This is a genomic window from Enterobacter sp. ku-bf2 (assembly GCF_001742765.1).
Taxonomy (GTDB): Bacteria; Pseudomonadota; Gammaproteobacteria; order Enterobacterales; family Enterobacteriaceae; genus Enterobacter; species Enterobacter quasiroggenkampii.
Map to the genome: position 1 here is coordinate 167,516 of NZ_MDVW01000021.1, position 16,288 is coordinate 183,803.

Genomic DNA, 16,288 nt, shown 5'->3' on the forward strand with positions numbered 1-16,288 from the left:
ATTACGCACCCGGCTTTTTTTATGCCGCCTGTTCAGCGGGTTGCTGTGCCTTCAGCCAGGCAATCTCTTCTGCCCAGATGTCCGGATTAATGGTTTCCAGCACCATCGGAATACCGTCGAAGCGGGCGTCTTGCATAATAAAGCGAAACGCATCGTGGCCAATGTTGCCCTCGCCCAGGCTGTGGTGGCGGTCAACGCGGCTACCAAAGGCGCTTTTCGCATCGTTTAAGTGCATTCCGCGCAGGTACTTAAAGCCCACAATGCGCTCGAACTCATCAAACGTGTTTTTCGTTGCCTCGGTGGTGCGCAGGTCATAACCGGCGGCAAACGCGTGGCAGGTATCAATGCACACGCCCACGCGGGATTTATCCTCCACGCCGTCGATAATCGCTGCCAAATGTTCGAACTTAAAGCCGAGGTTGCTGCCTTGGCCAGCGGTGTTCTCAATCACCGCGGTGACGCCTTTGGTCTTGTCCAGGGTGATGTTGATGGATTCGGCAATGCGCGCCAGGCAGGCATCTTCGTCGATCTGCATCAGATGGCTGCCCGGATGGAAGTTCAGCAGCGTCAGCCCCAGCTGTTCGCAGCGCTGCACTTCATCCAGAAACGCTTCGCGGGATTTTTCCAGCGCTTCTTCAACCGGGTGACCGAGGTTGATCAGGTAGCTGTCGTGGGGGAGGATCTGGCCGGGCCCGTAGCGGTATTTCTCACAGGCGGCTTTGAAATCATCAATCACCTCAGCGGTGAGCGGTGCGGCGCGCCACTGGCGCTGATTTTTGGTGAACAGGGCGAAAGCGGTCGCCTCAATTTCGGCGGCACGAATGGCGGCATTCGCAAGGCCACCTGCAGCGCTGACGTGCGCTCCAACATATTTCATAAAGGGACTCCTGTTAACCCGAAATGCTTATGATAGCGGGTTAACAGGAGAAGGATGTAGTGGTTTATGCCATCAGGCTGTGGACCGCGAGGTTAATCGCGCCGCCGCCAACAATCAGCCAGATGAAGAGTACCAGCGCCATCAGCAGCGGTTTCGCACCGGCTTTTTTCAGCGCGCTGACGTGCGTGGTCACCCCCAGTGCCGCCATGGCCATCGCCAGCAGTACGGTATCCAGCGTCACCAGCATATCGACAACGGCTTTCGGCAGCAGGTGGAAGGAGTTAAAGATAGCGACCACGATGAACAGGATCGCAAACCACGGAATGGTGATTTTACTTTTCTCGCTGCCGCCCGCCGGAGCCAGTTGTTTAACCCGTGCGGCCAGGAAAATCAGGAACGGGGCCAGCATCATCACGCGCAGCATTTTGGCAATCACCGCTGCGTTTTCAGCGTCTGGATTAATGGCGTGTCCTGCTGCGACCACCTGGGCCACTTCGTGCATGGTCGAACCGATATAGATGCCGTAGGTTTCCGGGCTGAACCAGTGGGCAACCAGCGGATACATGGCCGGGTAGAGGAAGATAGCCAGCGTACCGAAGATCACCACCGTCGCTACCGCCACCGTTACCTTGCTGGCTTCGGCCTTCACGACGGGTTCCGTGGCCAGCACCGCCGCTGCGCCACAGATACTGCTCCCGGCACCGATCAGCCAGCTGGTTTGCCTGTCCAGGCCAAACACTTTCTGGCCGATAAAACAGGCCAGTAAAAAGGTGCTGGTCAGGGTCAGAACGTCGATGGCGATCCCGCTCGCACCCACATCCGCAATCTGCGAAAAGGTAAGACGGAAGCCGTAAAGAATGATCCCAAGACGCAGCAGATGCTGCTTGGCAAAAATTACGCCGCCGTCGCAGGATTTCCAGATATGCGGGTAAACGGTGTTACCTACGACCATGCCGAGCAAAATGGCGAGCGTCAGCGCGCTGAAACCTGCGCCTGCGATGGCCGGGATGCTGCCGCCCCATAGCGCTACGGCGGTGACTGCAGCGCTGAGCGCAAGACCCGGCACGAAGTGCCACACTGTACGATGATGTTGTAAGGTGATTTCTGACATAACCTTCTCCTTTGTCTGGCTAAAGGTTACGGCGCTCTGGCTTAAAAATAAAATTGATTATATACTTATAATCAATCTATATAAGTGGTAAGCAACCATGCACATTACTCTGCGTCAGCTGGAAGTCTTTGCCGAGGTGCTGAAAAGCGGCTCGACGACCCAGGCGTCACAAATGCTGGCGCTCTCACAGTCTGCGGTCAGCGCGGCGTTGACCGATCTTGAAGGACAACTGGGCGTTCAGCTTTTTGACAGGGTAGGGAAGCGTCTGGTGGTCAACGAGCACGGTCGTCTTCTTTATCCGCGCGCGCTGGCGCTGCTTGAGCAGGCTATAGAAATCGAGCAGCTGTTCCGCGAAGACAACGGTGCGATCCGCGTCTACGCCAGCAGCACCATTGGGAACTACATTCTGCCGGAAGTGATTGCCCGCTACCGCCGGGATTTTCCCACCCTGCCGCTGGAGATGAGCGTGGGCAATAGCCAGGACGTCATCAACGCAGTGATCGATTTCCGCGTGGATATCGGCCTCATCGAAGGTCCCTGCCATAACGTTGATATCATTGCCGAGCCCTGGCTGGAAGACGAGCTGGTGGTGTTTGCGTCCCCGGCCTCGTCGTTATTGCAGGGAGAGGTGACGCTGGAACGGCTGGCGCAGGCGCAGTGGATCCTGCGCGAGCAGGGCTCCGGCACGCGTGAAATTGTCGATTATCTGCTGCTTTCCCATCTGCCGCATTTCCAGTTAGGGATGGAGCTGGGGAACTCTGAGGCCATTAAGCACGCGGTGCGCCACGGGTTGGGCATCAGCTGTCTTTCCCGGCGCGTTATTGCCGAACAGCTGGAAACCGGATCGCTGGTGGAAATCCCCATCCCGCTGCCGAAGCTGGTGCGCACGCTGTGGTGCATTCATCACCGCCAGAAACACCTTTCCAGCTCCCTGCAGCGTTTTCTGCGCTATTGCGAAATCTGACAGCGTCCCTCACCCCAAAGGGGAGAGGGAAAAATTATGCTTTACTTATAATCCTGGCCGCGTCATGAAGCTCTCTTATAACTGAGTATTTCTGCCGGAAGGAACGCGGATCGTCTGCTACAATCGCGCCTCATTTATTAAATGGACAGCATTTTCATATGGTTTCAGAAATTAAAACCACAGAAGCGCCCACGCTACGTCGTGAACTCAAGGCGCGTCACCTGACGATGATCGCCATTGGCGGCTCAATCGGTACAGGTCTTTTCGTTGCCTCTGGCGCAACGATTTCGGCAGCCGGCCCGGGTGGGGCACTTTTCTCTTATATCCTGATTGGCCTGATGGTGTACTTCCTGATGACCAGTCTCGGCGAACTGGCCGCGTACATGCCGGTATCCGGTTCGTTCTCGACCTACGGTCAAAAATACGTTGAAGAAGGCTTCGGCTTCGCGCTGGGCTGGAACTACTGGTACAACTGGGCGGTCACCATCGCCGTTGACCTTGTCGCCGCACAGCTGGTGATGAACTGGTGGTTCCCGGATACGCCGGGCTGGATCTGGAGCGCCCTGTTCCTGGCCGTCATCTTCCTGCTGAACTACATCTCCGTGCGCGGTTTCGGCGAAGCGGAATACTGGTTCTCTTTGATCAAAGTGGCAACCGTCATCATCTTTATCGTCGTCGGTGTGGCGATGATCGTTGGTATTTTCAAAGGCGCAGAACCTGCGGGATGGAGTAACTGGACAATAGGCGATGCGCCGTTTGCCGGTGGACTGTCGGCAATGATTGGCGTGGCAATGATTGTCGGCTTCTCCTTCCAGGGAACCGAGCTGATTGGCATTGCTGCCGGTGAGTCAGAGAACCCGGAGAAGAATATTCCGCGCGCGGTTCGTCAGGTCTTCTGGCGTATCCTGCTGTTCTATGTGTTCGCGATCCTGATTATCAGCCTGATCATTCCGTACACCGATCCAAGCCTGCTGCGTAATGACGTTAAAGACATTAGCGTTAGCCCGTTCACGCTGGTCTTCCAGCACGCCGGTCTGCTTTCTGCCGCGGCAGTGATGAACGCCGTTATCCTGACCGCTGTACTGTCAGCCGGTAACTCCGGGATGTACGCGTCCACCCGTATGCTCTACACGCTGGCATGCGACGGTAAAGCACCGCGTATTTTCGCGAAGCTGTCCCGTGGCGGCGTACCGCGTAACGCGCTGTACGCCACTACGGTTATCGCCGGTCTGTGCTTCCTGACCTCTATGTTTGGCAACCAGACGGTGTACCTGTGGCTGCTTAACACCTCCGGGATGACGGGCTTTATTGCCTGGCTGGGGATTGCCATTAGCCACTATCGTTTCCGCCGTGGCTACGTCAAACAGGGTTATGACGTTAACCAGCTGCCGTATCGCTCCGGCTTCTTCCCGCTGGGCCCCATTTTCGCCTTCATTCTGTGCCTGATCATTACGCTGGGACAGAACTATGAAGCGTTCCTGGCGGACACCATTGACTGGGGCGCCGTCACGGCAACCTACATTGGCATTCCGCTGTTCCTCGTCATCTGGTTTGGTTACAAGCTGACGAAAGGAACACACTTCGTTCGCTACAGTGAAATGGAATTCCCGGAACGATTTAAACAATAACCGCACTTCCTCTCTGTTAGCCCGCTCGTTTGAGCGGGCTTTTTTATTCCCGCCCCCTGAAACAAAGATATATTTCTTAACAATTTAATTGATAATAATTATCGTTTGCTTTATCGTTATCAAAAATAAGCGTGTCACCGACCCACCGGAGATGTGGGCGGCCAGGAAGACGCTGTGAGCAATGATGATTTGATTGAGTTGTATTTACCTCATGGAGATATGGAATGTTTAGGTTGAATCCCTTCGTCAGGGGAGGACTTTGCGCGTCCGCAATGTCCCTGGCCCTGCCTGTTATCGCAGCGGAATCCGGCGACACAATGGTTGTCACGGCCTCCGCGACCGAGCAAAACCTGAAAGACGCACCGGCAAGCATCAGCGTCATCACCCAGGAAGATTTGCAGCGCAAACCCGTTCAGAACCTGAAAGATGTGTTACGGGATGTGCCGGGCGTGCAGCTCACGAGCGAAGGGGACAACCGTACAGGGGTAAGTATTCGCGGACTGGACAGCAGCTACACGCTGATCCTGATCGACGGCAAGCGCGTCAATTCCCGTAACGCGGTGTTCCGCCATAATGATTTCGACCTCAACTGGGTGCCGGTTGACGCCATCGAACGAATCGAAGTGGTGCGTGGGCCGATGTCTTCTCTTTACGGCTCCGATGCGCTGGGCGGCGTGGTAAACATTATCACCAAAAAAATCGGCCAGAAATGGACGGGTACTCTGAGCGCCGATTCCACAATTCAGGAACATCGCGACCGTGGAGACACCTACAACGGTCAATTCTTTACCAGCGGTCCGCTGGTGGACGGTCTGCTGGGGCTGAAAGCCTACGGTAGCCTCGCAAAGCGTGAGAAAGACGGTCAGCAGAAGTCCTCTACCACGGCGAGCGGTGAAACACCGCGCATTGAAGGCTTCACCAGCCGCGATGCGAATGTGGAGTTCGCCTGGACGCCGTCTGAAAATCATGACTTTACGGCGGGCTACGGTTTCGACCGTCAGGATCGTGACTCGGATTCTCTCGACAAAAACCGCCTTGAGCGTCAGAACTACTCTCTCAGCCACAACGGCCGCTGGGGCGTCGGCAACAGCGAGCTGAAGGTGTACGGCGAGAAGGTGGATAACAAAAACCCGGGCAACAGCAATACGATCACCTCCGAGAGCAACGCGGTGGACGGGAAATACGTGCTGCCGCTGGGCGACATCAACCAGCTGATGACCTTCGGCGGCGAATGGCGTCACGATAAGCTGAAGGATCCGGTCAACCTGACGGGCGGTTCCGGCAGCAGTACGTCGACAAGCCAGTATGCCCTGTTCCTGGAGGACGAGTGGCGTATCTTTGAACCTCTGGCGCTGACCACCGGCATCCGTATGGATGACCATGATACCTACGGCAACCACTGGAGCCCGCGCGCCTATCTGGTCTACAACGCGACCGATACCGTAACGGTGAAAGGGGGCTGGGCGACCGCGTTTAAAGCGCCGTCACTGCTGCAGCTGAGCCCGGACTGGGTCACCGGCTCGTGCCGCGGTGCCTGTGAGATTGTCGGTAACCCGGATCTGAAACCGGAGACCAGCGAGAGCTTCGAGTTCGGTCTGTACTACAGCGGGGAAGAGGGCTGGTTAGAGGGCGTGCAGGCCAGCGTGACCACCTTCCAGAATAACGTCGATGACCGCATCAGCATCAGCCGTACGGCCAATGCGAAGCAGGCGCAGAGCTACCCTAACTATGTTGGCCTGAATGCGGACGGTGAACCGATATTCCGCTACTACAACGTCAACAAGGCGCGCATCCGCGGGGTGGAGACCGAGCTGAAATTCCCGCTGGCGGACGACTGGAAAGTGACGCTGAACTACACCTACAACGACGGTCGTGATATCAGCAACGGCGGCAACAAGCCGCTGTCCGATCTGCCGTTCCACACCGCCAACGGGACCGTTGACTGGAAGGCGACGCAGGACTGGTCGTTCTATGTTCAGGGCAACTACACCGGTGAGAAACGCGCGCTGACCAGCAGCGACCCAACGCCGGGTGGCTATGTTATCTGGAATACCGGCGCCGCGTGGCAGGCGACGAAAAGCGTGAAGCTGCGTGCGGGCGTGCAGAACCTGCTGGACAAAGATCTGAGCCGCGACGATTACAGCTACACGGAAGATGGCCGTCGCTACTTTGTCGGTGTGGATTATAAGTTCTGATGTAACCTTTATGCCCGGTGGCGCTTCGCTTACCGGGCCTACAAAACCCACGAATGTAGGCCGGGTAAGGCGAAGCCGCCACCCGGCAATCGGCCGCACTTACCCGAACAAATGCTCCGCATGGAAGCGGAGATGATCCTCAATGAAGGACGCAATGAAGTAATAGCTGTGATCGTAACCCGGCTGAATGCGCAGCGTCAGCGGCCAGTCTTTCTGGCGTGCCGCTTCTGCCAGCACCGCAGGCTGCAGCTGTCCGGCGAGGAACTGATCCGCATCGCCCTGATCGATAAGCATCGGGATCGCATTTGCTGAGCTGCTGGCCAGCATCAGCGCGCAGCTGTCCCATGCCTGCCATTTTTCCGCATCCTCACCCAGATAGTGTGTGAAGGCTTTCTGCCCCCACGGCACCTGTGTTGGGTTCACAATCGGTGCAAATGCCGACACGCTGACGTATTTCCCCGGATTTTTCAGCGCCATGATGAGCGCGCCGTGTCCGCCCATTGAGTGGCCGCTGATTGCGCAGCGCTCGCCGACCGCAAACTGCGACTGCACCAGCGCAGGAAGTTCATCACGAAGGTAATCATACATGCGGTAGTGGCGCGCCCAGGGCTGCTCGGTCGCATTGAGATAAAACCCGGCGCCTTTGCCCAGGTCGTATCCGGCATCGTCGGCCACATCGTCGCCACGCGGGCTGGTGTCTGGCATCACCAGCGCAATGCCCAGCTCGGCGGCAATACGCTGCGCGCCCGCTTTGGTGGTGAAGTTTTCGTCGTTGCAGGTCAGGCCGGAAAGCCAGAACAGAACCGGTGGATTTTCCGTCGGCGGCAGGAAAATGCTGAACGTCATTGCACAGTTCAGGGTGGTGGAGTCGTGCCGCCAGCGCTGCTGTCGACCTTCAAAACAACGGTGCTCTTCGAGCAGTTCCATGCAGGGCTCCTTAATGAGAATGCGTATTCATAAAAACCATAATACAGCCTTTTCATTGACCTGTGAGTAACTTTCACTTTCGCCAGACGGCGAGATGCTGCATCATAAATTTACTTTTCTTTAACAATTGGAGCGGTCATGGCGCTGCGTATTGCGCTCAGTGGGTTTGTCGTGCTGGTGGTGGCGATGGGGATAGGGCGCTTTGCCTTTACGCCCCAGGTGCCGCTGATGATTGCTGCCGGACAGCTTACGCTGACCAGCGCGGGTCTGGTGGCGGCGATGAATTATCTGGGCTATCTGGTGGGGGCGTGGGATGCGATGCGTGCGCACCGCTTCGTTGAAACGCGCCTCTGGCTTGGCATCACCGGCGCGGTGGCGCTGACGCTGCTCTCCGCGGCGGCGGAGAACGCCGTCGTGCACGGCCTGCTGCGTTTTGTCATCGGCTGCATGAGCGGCTGGTCGATGGTTCTCATTGCCGCCTGGACTAACGAACGGCTGGGACAGCTGGGTAAACCGGGTCTGAGCGCTGCCGTATTTGCCGGGCCGGGGGCAGGCATTGCGCTGAGCGGCCTGCTCGCCGTCTATATTCAGGCGAAGTCCCTGTCGGCCGGAGCGGCATGGCAAATCTACGGCGTGCTGGCGCTGGTGCTGATTGCCCTGGTGGCGCGCTACCTGCCGCGATCCGGGCAGCTCCATCGACCCGGCACCGCGCCGGAGCCGCTGGTGCTAACGGCGGATTTAACGCGTCTGGTCTGGAGCTACAGCCTGGCCGGGTTTGGCTATATCCTCCCGGCGACCTTCCTGTCGCAAATGGCGGCCGTGCGTTTTCCCGGCAGCCTGTTTGCCCAGTTTGTCTGGCCGATTTTTGGTCTCGCCGCCGTGGTGGGGATTGCGCTCAGTATTCTGTTACGCCATACCTCAACGGCTAACCGCAGGCTGGCTATCGTACTGTGGTTACAGGGGGCGGGCGTGCTGGCGGCCTGGCTGCTGCCGGGGATTGGCGGGTTGCTGACGGGCGGGCTGCTGGTGGGCGGCGGCTTTTTGTGTGCCGTGCAGCTCTCTCTTTTATACGGTCGCGAGCTGGCGCCAAACCACACGCGCTATATGGCGGGCCTGCTCACCACCGGGTATGCGATTGGGCAGTTGATTGGCCCCGTCACTTCGGCGTTATCAACCTGGCTTACCCACCGGCTGGAGCCGGCGCTGGGGCTGGCGGGCGTGGCGCTGTTCGTTGGAGGAGCCCTGGTCTGGAATCGTCACGCTGAAAGGCAACAGCAATTGCAATAATTATCGTCGTGAATACTGGATTATGTGCGCCGCCTCACGCACAATGAACGCATACTTTTGCCACAACGAGGGCAAAAGACGCCACACCTGCAGGAGAACAAAATGTCATCACTCAGTAAAGAAGCTGCCCTGGTCCACGAAGCCCTGGTTGCGCGCGGTCTTGAAACGCCACTGCGTCCGCCCGTACAGGACTTGGACAATGAAACCCGCAAGCGTCTGATTGCCGGTCATATGACCGACATCATGGAGCTGCTGAATCTCGATCTGAGTGACGACAGTCTGATGGAGACGCCGCACCGCATCGCGAAAATGTACGTCGACGAAATTTTCTCCGGCCTGGATTACGCCAACTTCCCGAAAATCACCGTCATTGAAAACAAGATGAAAGTGGATGAGATGGTGACGGTTCGCGATATCACGCTGACCAGCACCTGCGAACATCATTTCGTGACCATCGACGGTAAAGCGACCGTGGCGTATATCCCTAAAGACACGGTGATTGGCCTGTCGAAGATCAACCGCATCGTGCAGTTCTTCGCTCAGCGTCCGCAGGTGCAGGAGCGTCTGACCCAGCAGATCCTGACCGCGCTGCAAACGCTGCTGGGCACCAATAACGTGGCCGTCTCTATCGACGCGGTTCACTACTGCGTGAAAGCGCGCGGCGTGCGCGATGCCACCAGTGCGACCACTACAACCTCGCTGGGCGGTCTGTTTAAATCGAGCCAGAATACCCGCCAGGAGTTCCTGCGCGCCGTACGTCACCACAACTAAGTCTTACAGGGCAGGGACCATGGAGCGAAACGTCACGCTCGATTTTGTTCGCGGCGTCGCCATTCTCGGTATCCTGCTGCTTAATATCGCCGCCTTCGGTTTGCCGAAGGCGGCGTATCTCAATCCCGCGTGGTATGGCGACATCACCCGCCGTGATGCCTGGACCTGGGCAATCCTCGATCTCTTTGCGCAGGTCAAATTCCTCACGCTCTTTGCCCTGCTGTTTGGCGCAGGCCTGCAGCTTCTCCTCAAACGCGGCACGCGCTGGATCCAGTCGCGCCTGACGCTGCTGGTTATCCTCGGCTTTATCCATGGCCTGTTCTTCTGGGACGGCGATATTCTTCTTGCCTATGGGTTAGTCGGGCTCATTTGCTGGCGCCTCATTCGCGATGCGCACAGCGTTAAAAGCCTGTTCAACACCGGGGTGATGCTCTATGTCATGGGGCTTGGAGTACTGTTGCTGCTGGGGATGATCTCCGGCGAGACGACAAACCGTGCCTGGATCCCGGATGCCGCTAACCTGCAGTACGAGCAGTTCTGGAAGCTGAAAGGCGGTACGGAAGCGATAAGCAACCGCGCGGATATGCTGGGGGACAACCTCCTCGCGCTGGGCGCGCAATACGGCTGGCAGCTGGCGGGCATGATGCTGATGGGCGCGTCACTGATGCGCACCGGCTGGCTGAAAGGGGAATTCAGCCTGCGTCACTATCGCCGTACCGGCGCCGGTCTGGTGCTGCTCGGCGTGCTGATTAATCTCCCGGCGGTGATGGTGCAGTGGCATATCCACTGGGATTACCGCTGGTGCGCGTTCCTGCTCCAGGTGCCGCGTGAACTGAGCGCGCCGTTTCAGACCATCGGCTACGCGGCGCTGATCTACGGCTTCTGGCCCTCGCTTTCTCGTCTGTGGATGGTCAGCGCTATCGCCTGCGTGGGCCGCATGGCGTTAAGCAATTACCTCCTGCAAACGCTGATTTGCACCACGCTTTTCTATCGCTTTGGCCTGTTTATGAAATTCGACCGCCTTACGCTGCTGGCGTTTGTTATTCCGGTCTGGGCGGTAAACCTGGCGTTTTCTGTGCTCTGGCTACGCTATTTCCGCCAGGGACCGCTGGAGTGGGTATGGCGTCAGTTAACCGCACGTGCTTCAGGGATATCATTGAAAAATACATCCAGATAACGATCTGGATCACAATCATTAACAAAACGGATGTAAGCGTTTTCATGACTGTGAGCTTCTTCACGTAGTCCCCTTTCTCTCGCTGCCAAAATAGCCACCTTGCTAAACACAGGGGGTGTCTGTGAGTTGCTGCAATCCTTTGAAGGATGGTGAATATGATCACCATTCGTGACGTCGCCCGTCAGGCGGGCGTTTCTGTGGCTACCGTCTCACGCGTGCTCAACAATAGCGCGCTGGTCAGCCCTGAAACCCGTGAAACCGTAATGAAGGCCGTGACCCAGCTCGGGTACCGGCCAAATGCCAATGCTCAGGCGCTTGCGACGCAGGTTAGCGACACCATCGGCGTGGTGGTGATGGATGTCTCAGATGCCTTTTTCGGCGCACTAGTGAAAGCGGTCGATATGGTCGCCCAGCAGCATCAGAAATATGTCCTGATCGGCAATAGCTATCATGAGGCGGAAAAAGAACGTCATGCCATTGAAGTGCTGATCCGCCAGCGCTGTAACGCCTTGATTGTCCATTCAAAAGCCTTGAGCGATGAAGAGCTAACCGGATTGATGGAGCAGATCCCGGGCATGGTGCTGATCAACCGCATCGTTCCCGGCTATGCCCACCGCTGCGTCGGGCTGGATAACGTCAGCGGCGCCATGATGGCCACGAAAATGCTCATCAACAATGGACATCAGCGGATCGGTTATCTGGCCTCCAGCCATCAGATTGAAGATGACGAACTGCGGCGCGAAGGGTGGCAAAACGCCCTGAAAGAGCACGGCATTACGCCATCCGAAAGCTGGGTGGGGACCGGCACGCCGGACATGCAGGGCGGTGAAGCGGCGATGGTAGAGCTGCTGGGCCGCAATCTGCAGCTGTCTGCGGTGTTTGCCTATAACGACAGCATGGCGGCCGGCGCCCTGACGGCGCTGAAGGATAACGGCATTGCGGTGCCACAGCATTTATCACTCATTGGTTTTGATGATATCCCGATTGCCCGTTACACCGACCCGCAGCTGACAACCGTGCGTTACCCGATTGCCTCTATGGCGAAACTGGCGACTGAGCTGGCGTTACAGGGGGCTGCTGGCATGCTGGATCCGGGGGCAACACACTGTTTCATGCCGACTTTAGTGCGTCGCCACTCCGTCGCGGCCCGGCAAACTGTGGTTCCGATCACTAACTGATTACATGTGGTGATGTAACCGTTTTCAATCTGTGAGTAAATTCACAGTATCTTAACAAGGCGCTGACTATGATGTCAGCGTTTTAGGGGCTGAAACGCTATGTAACAGTGATTATTCACTTTCACTATAGCCAATGTGCCGCAAACAACGAATAAAACGCATTTCTGGAGCGTTACCGAACACGGAAGAGAGAAATTTTATAAGTGAACCTCGGCTGTCAGTAACGTTTTATTAACATCTGCCCGCCGCTCGTTATTCACAAGAACTACCCTGCATAAAAAAAACCGGAGATACCATGAATAAGAAGGTGTTGACCCTGTCTGCTGTAATGGCAAGCATGCTTTTTGGTGCAGCAGCGCACGCTGCGGATACCCGTATTGGTGTGACCATCTATAAATACGACGACAACTTCATGTCTGTTGTGCGTAAAGCGATTGAGAAAGATGCGAAAGCAGCGCCAGACGTTCAGCTGCTGATGAACGACTCCCAGAATGACCAGTCCAAACAGAACGACCAGATCGACGTTCTGCTGGCGAAAGGCGTGAAAGCCCTGGCCATCAACCTGGTTGACCCGGCTGCAGCAGGCACGGTTATTGAAAAAGCGCGCGGCCAGAACGTGCCGATCGTCTTCTTCAACAAAGAACCTTCCCGTAAGGCGCTGGATAGCTACGATAAAGCGTATTACGTCGGCACCGACTCCAAAGAGTCCGGTATTATTCAGGGCGATCTGATCGCGAAACACTGGGCGGCGAACCCGAACTGGGACCTGAACAAAGACGGTCAGATTCAGTTCGTGCTGCTGAAAGGCGAACCTGGTCACCCGGATGCTGAAGCGCGTACCACCTACGTTATCAAAGAGCTGAACGACAAGGGCCTGAAAACCCAGCAGCTGGCGTTAGATACCGCGATGTGGGATACCGCTCAGGCGAAAGATAAGATGGACGCGTGGCTGTCCGGCCCTAACGCCAACAAAATCGAAGTGGTTATCGCCAACAACGATGCGATGGCAATGGGTGCGGTAGAAGCGCTGAAAGCACACAACAAATCCTCTATCCCGGTATTCGGTGTGGATGCGCTGCCAGAAGCGCTGGCGCTGGTTAAATCCGGTGCGATGGCCGGTACCGTGCTGAACGATGCCAACAACCAGGCGAAAGCCACCTTCGACCTGGCGAAAAACCTGGCCGATGGCAAAGGTGCGGCAGACGGCACCAACTGGAAAATTGACAACAAAATCGTTCGCGTACCTTACGTGGGCGTAGACCAGTCCAACCTGGCTGAGTTTATCGGTAAATAAAAGAGTTAACTTGTCTCCACTGGGCGCAATTCGTTGCGCCCTTTTATAACGCGATATGCGAGGCCAACAAGGTATAATTATGGTCAGCACAACAACTCAGTCATCCGGTGAATACCTGTTGGAAATGAGCGGTATCAACAAGTCATTTCCCGGCGTTAAGGCACTCGATAATGTTAATTTAAAAGTGCGTCCTCACTCTATTCATGCCTTAATGGGGGAGAACGGTGCGGGTAAATCAACATTATTAAAATGCCTTTTTGGGATCTATCAAAAAGATTCTGGCAGCATTCTTTTTCAGGGGAAAGAGATCGATTTCCATTCAGCGAAAGAAGCACTGGAAAACGGTATCTCGATGGTTCACCAGGAATTAAACCTGGTGCTGCAGCGTTCAGTCATGGATAACATGTGGTTGGGGCGTTATCCCACCAAAGGTGTCTTTGTCGATCAGGATAAAATGTATCGAGACACCAAGGCGATTTTCGACGAGCTGGATATTGATATCGATCCGCGCGCCCGCGTGGGAACATTATCCGTCTCCCAGATGCAGATGATCGAAATTGCCAAAGCGTTCTCCTATGATGCGAAAATCGTCATCATGGACGAACCGACATCGTCATTAACGGAAAAAGAGGTTAACCACCTTTTTACCATTATTCGTAAGCTGAAAGATCGCGGCTGCGGCATTGTGTACATCTCCCACAAAATGGAAGAGATCTTCCAGCTGTGCGATGAGATCACCATCCTGCGCGACGGCCAGTGGATTGCCACGCAGCCGCTGGAAGGGCTGGACATGGACAAGATCATCGCCATGATGGTCGGCCGTTCCCTGAACCAGCGCTTCCCGGACAAAGAAAACAAGCCGGGTGAAGTAATTCTGGAAGTGCGCAATCTGACCTCATTGCGTCAGCCGTCTATCCGCGATGTCTCCTTCGATCTGCACAAGGGTGAAATCCTGGGGATTGCCGGGCTGGTGGGGGCAAAGCGTACCGATATCGTAGAAACCCTGTTTGGCATTCGTGAGAAAGCCGAAGGCACCATTACGCTGCACGGTAAGAAAATCAATAACCACAACGCCAACGAAGCCATTAATAATGGTTTTGCGCTGGTGACGGAAGAGCGTCGTTCGACCGGTATTTATGCCTATCTGGATATTAACTTTAACTCGTTAATTTCTAACATTCGCAATTACAAAAACAAAGTCGGGCTGCTGGATAACTCCCGCATGAAGAGCGATACCCAATGGGTGATTGACTCCATGCGCGTAAAAACGCCAGGCCACCGCACCCAGATTGGTTCGCTGTCAGGCGGTAACCAGCAGAAAGTGATTATTGGCCGTTGGTTATTAACGCAGCCAGAAATTCTGATGCTGGATGAGCCGACCCGCGGTATTGACGTCGGCGCGAAGTTTGAAATTTATCAGCTGATTGCCGAGCTGGCGAAAAAGAATAAAGGGATCATTATTATTTCTTCCGAAATGCCGGAATTGTTAGGGATCACAGACCGTATTCTGGTTATGAGCAATGGTCTCGTTGCCGGTATTGTTGACACCAAAACGACAACGCAAAATGAAATTTTGCGTCTTGCGTCTTTGCACCTTTAAGATCAGGGGCTCCTCATGAGTGCGTTAAATAAAAAAAGTTTTCTCACTTACCTGAAAGAAGGCGGTATTTACGTTGTTCTTTTAGTCTTGCTGGCAATCATCATTTTCCAGGACCCTACGTTCTTAAGCCTGCTGAACCTGAGTAACATTCTGACCCAGTCCTCCGTGCGTATTATCATTGCGCTGGGCGTGGCGGGCCTGATCGTGACCCAGGGGACGGACCTCTCCGCGGGGCGTCAGGTAGGTCTGGCGGCGGTTATCGCGGCAACCCTGCTGCAGTCGATGGAAAACGCCAACAAGGTCTTCCCGGAAATGGCCACCATGCCGATTTTCGTGGTGATCCTGATTGTCTGCGCCATCGGTGCGGTGATTGGTCTGATCAACGGTATTATCATCGCCTACCTGAACGTGACGCCATTCATCACCACCCTGGGTACGATGATCATCGTTTACGGTATCAACTCCCTGTACTACGACTTCGTCGGTGCTTCGCCCATCTCGGGCTTTGACAGCGGCTTCTCGACCTTTACGCAAGGGTTTATCGCGCTGGGCAGCTTCCGCCTGTCGTATATCACCTTCTATGCGCTGATTGCGGTCGCCTTCGTCTGGATCCTGTGGAACAAAACGCGCTTTGGCAAAAACATCTTCGCTATCGGCGGTAACCCGGAAGCAGCGAAAGTCTCTGGCGTAAACGTTGCCCTGAACCTGCTCATCATCTATGCCCTGTCCGGGGTGTTCTACGCCTTCGGCGGGATGCTGGAAGCGGGCCGTATCGGCTCTGCAACGAACAACCTTGGCTTCATGTACGAACTGGATGCGATTGCAGCCTGCGTGGTGGGCGGCGTCTCCTTCAGCGGCGGCGTGGGGACGGTGCTCGGCGTGGTGACCGGTGTGATCATCTTCACCGTCATCAACTACGGGTTGACCTATATCGGCGTGAACCCGTACTGGCAGTACATCATCAAGGGCGCCATCATTATCTTCGCGGTTGCGCTGGATTCACTGAAGTACGCCCGTAAGAAGTAATCGTCACTCGCCATACCCGGCCCGCTCACCGAGCGGGCTTTTTTTATGCCCTATGCCAGATGGGACTCCTCCTGCGTCACAATGCGCTCAAACCAGTCGAGTTCAGAAAGCTTGCAGGCGACCCACTGTTCGGAAAAGGCGTCGCCCAGGCTGTCGGTGAGATACTGACAGCGGGCAAAGGCCTCAATCGCCTCCTGCTGGAACAGCGGCAGTTCGGGCTGTCTCTTGATCACATCTACGCACAGCTCCACCG

The 16,288-nt window shown here is 55.8% G+C and carries 13 protein-coding genes and 1 pseudogene; 10 read left to right on the forward strand and 4 right to left on the reverse strand.

What is annotated here, in order from left to right:
• Positions 1 to 19 precede the first annotated feature (19 nt).
• Positions 20 to 877, reverse strand: coding sequence for a deoxyribonuclease IV (nfo, locus tag BFG58_RS20475; RefSeq protein ID WP_063622105.1), 858 nt, complete (start codon positions 875 to 877; stop codon positions 20 to 22).
• A gap of 64 nt (positions 878 to 941) precedes the next feature.
• Entirely contained in the window at positions 942 to 1,988 is a 1,047-nt protein-coding gene (locus tag BFG58_RS20480; protein WP_023294037.1) for a YeiH family protein, read from the reverse strand.
• 97 nt (positions 1,989 to 2,085) lie between these two features.
• Here BFG58_RS20480 and yieE point away from each other — a divergent pair, with 97 nt between their 5' ends.
• The 3 genes from yieE to cirA all read left to right on the forward strand — a co-directional run bounded on the left by yieE (position 2,086) and on the right by cirA (position 6,775).
• Positions 2,086 to 2,952 carry a DNA-binding transcriptional regulator YeiE gene (gene yieE / locus BFG58_RS20485; RefSeq protein WP_069720466.1) on the forward strand — a complete coding sequence of 289 codons (867 nt, stop codon included), beginning with the start codon at positions 2,086 to 2,088 and terminating at the stop codon, positions 2,950 to 2,952.
• Positions 2,953 to 3,110: 158 nt separating this feature from the next.
• The gene (locus BFG58_RS20490) at positions 3,111 to 4,580 is read left to right on the forward strand and encodes an amino acid permease (protein WP_008500931.1); all 1,470 of its coding nucleotides are present in this window, start codon (positions 3,111 to 3,113) and stop codon (positions 4,578 to 4,580) included.
• A 224-nt stretch (positions 4,581 to 4,804) separates the two neighbouring features.
• A complete protein-coding gene (cirA, locus tag BFG58_RS20495; RefSeq protein WP_069720467.1) occupies positions 4,805 to 6,775 on the forward strand; it encodes a catecholate siderophore receptor CirA in 1,971 nt (656 codons plus the stop codon).
• Between the two features lie 99 nt (positions 6,776 to 6,874).
• Here the strand turns inward: cirA and fghA are convergent, their stop codons facing one another.
• The gene (fghA, locus tag BFG58_RS20500) at positions 6,875 to 7,702 is read right to left on the reverse strand and encodes an S-formylglutathione hydrolase (RefSeq protein ID WP_069720468.1); all 828 of its coding nucleotides are present in this window, start codon (positions 7,700 to 7,702) and stop codon (positions 6,875 to 6,877) included.
• A gap of 138 nt (positions 7,703 to 7,840) precedes the next feature.
• On the opposite strand from fghA, the gene BFG58_RS20505 reads away from it, so the two are divergent.
• The 7 genes from BFG58_RS20505 (at position 7,841) to mglC (ending at position 16,035) form a co-directional block, all read left to right on the forward strand.
• A complete protein-coding gene (locus tag BFG58_RS20505; RefSeq protein ID WP_045908681.1) occupies positions 7,841 to 8,989 on the forward strand; it encodes a YbfB/YjiJ family MFS transporter in 1,149 nt (382 codons plus the stop codon).
• 102 nt (positions 8,990 to 9,091) lie between these two features.
• A complete protein-coding gene (gene folE / locus BFG58_RS20510) occupies positions 9,092 to 9,760 on the forward strand; it encodes a GTP cyclohydrolase I FolE (RefSeq protein ID WP_008500927.1) in 669 nt (222 codons plus the stop codon).
• Between the two features lie 19 nt (positions 9,761 to 9,779).
• Complete coding sequence (gene yeiB / locus BFG58_RS20515; protein ID WP_069720469.1) at positions 9,780 to 10,937, forward strand: DUF418 domain-containing protein YeiB; 1,158 nt, start codon at positions 9,780 to 9,782, stop codon at positions 10,935 to 10,937.
• 155 nt (positions 10,938 to 11,092) lie between these two features.
• On the forward strand, positions 11,093 to 12,115 hold the full coding sequence (galS, locus tag BFG58_RS20520; protein ID WP_032675202.1) for an HTH-type transcriptional regulator GalS: 1,023 nt from the start codon (positions 11,093 to 11,095) through the stop codon (positions 12,113 to 12,115).
• 295 nt (positions 12,116 to 12,410) lie between these two features.
• Positions 12,411 to 13,409, forward strand: coding sequence for a galactose/glucose ABC transporter substrate-binding protein MglB (gene mglB / locus BFG58_RS20525; protein ID WP_008500923.1), 999 nt, complete (start codon positions 12,411 to 12,413; stop codon positions 13,407 to 13,409).
• 79 nt (positions 13,410 to 13,488) lie between these two features.
• Positions 13,489 to 15,009, forward strand: coding sequence for a galactose/methyl galactoside ABC transporter ATP-binding protein MglA (mglA, locus tag BFG58_RS20530; protein ID WP_008500922.1), 1,521 nt, complete (start codon positions 13,489 to 13,491; stop codon positions 15,007 to 15,009).
• A 15-nt stretch (positions 15,010 to 15,024) separates the two neighbouring features.
• Positions 15,025 to 16,035, forward strand: coding sequence for a galactose/methyl galactoside ABC transporter permease MglC (gene mglC / locus BFG58_RS20535; RefSeq protein ID WP_008500921.1), 1,011 nt, complete (start codon positions 15,025 to 15,027; stop codon positions 16,033 to 16,035).
• Between the two features lie 50 nt (positions 16,036 to 16,085).
• Here the strand turns inward: mglC and BFG58_RS20540 are convergent.
• Positions 16,086 to 16,288: pseudogene (locus BFG58_RS20540) on the reverse strand (glutamine synthetase); the annotation flags it as partial.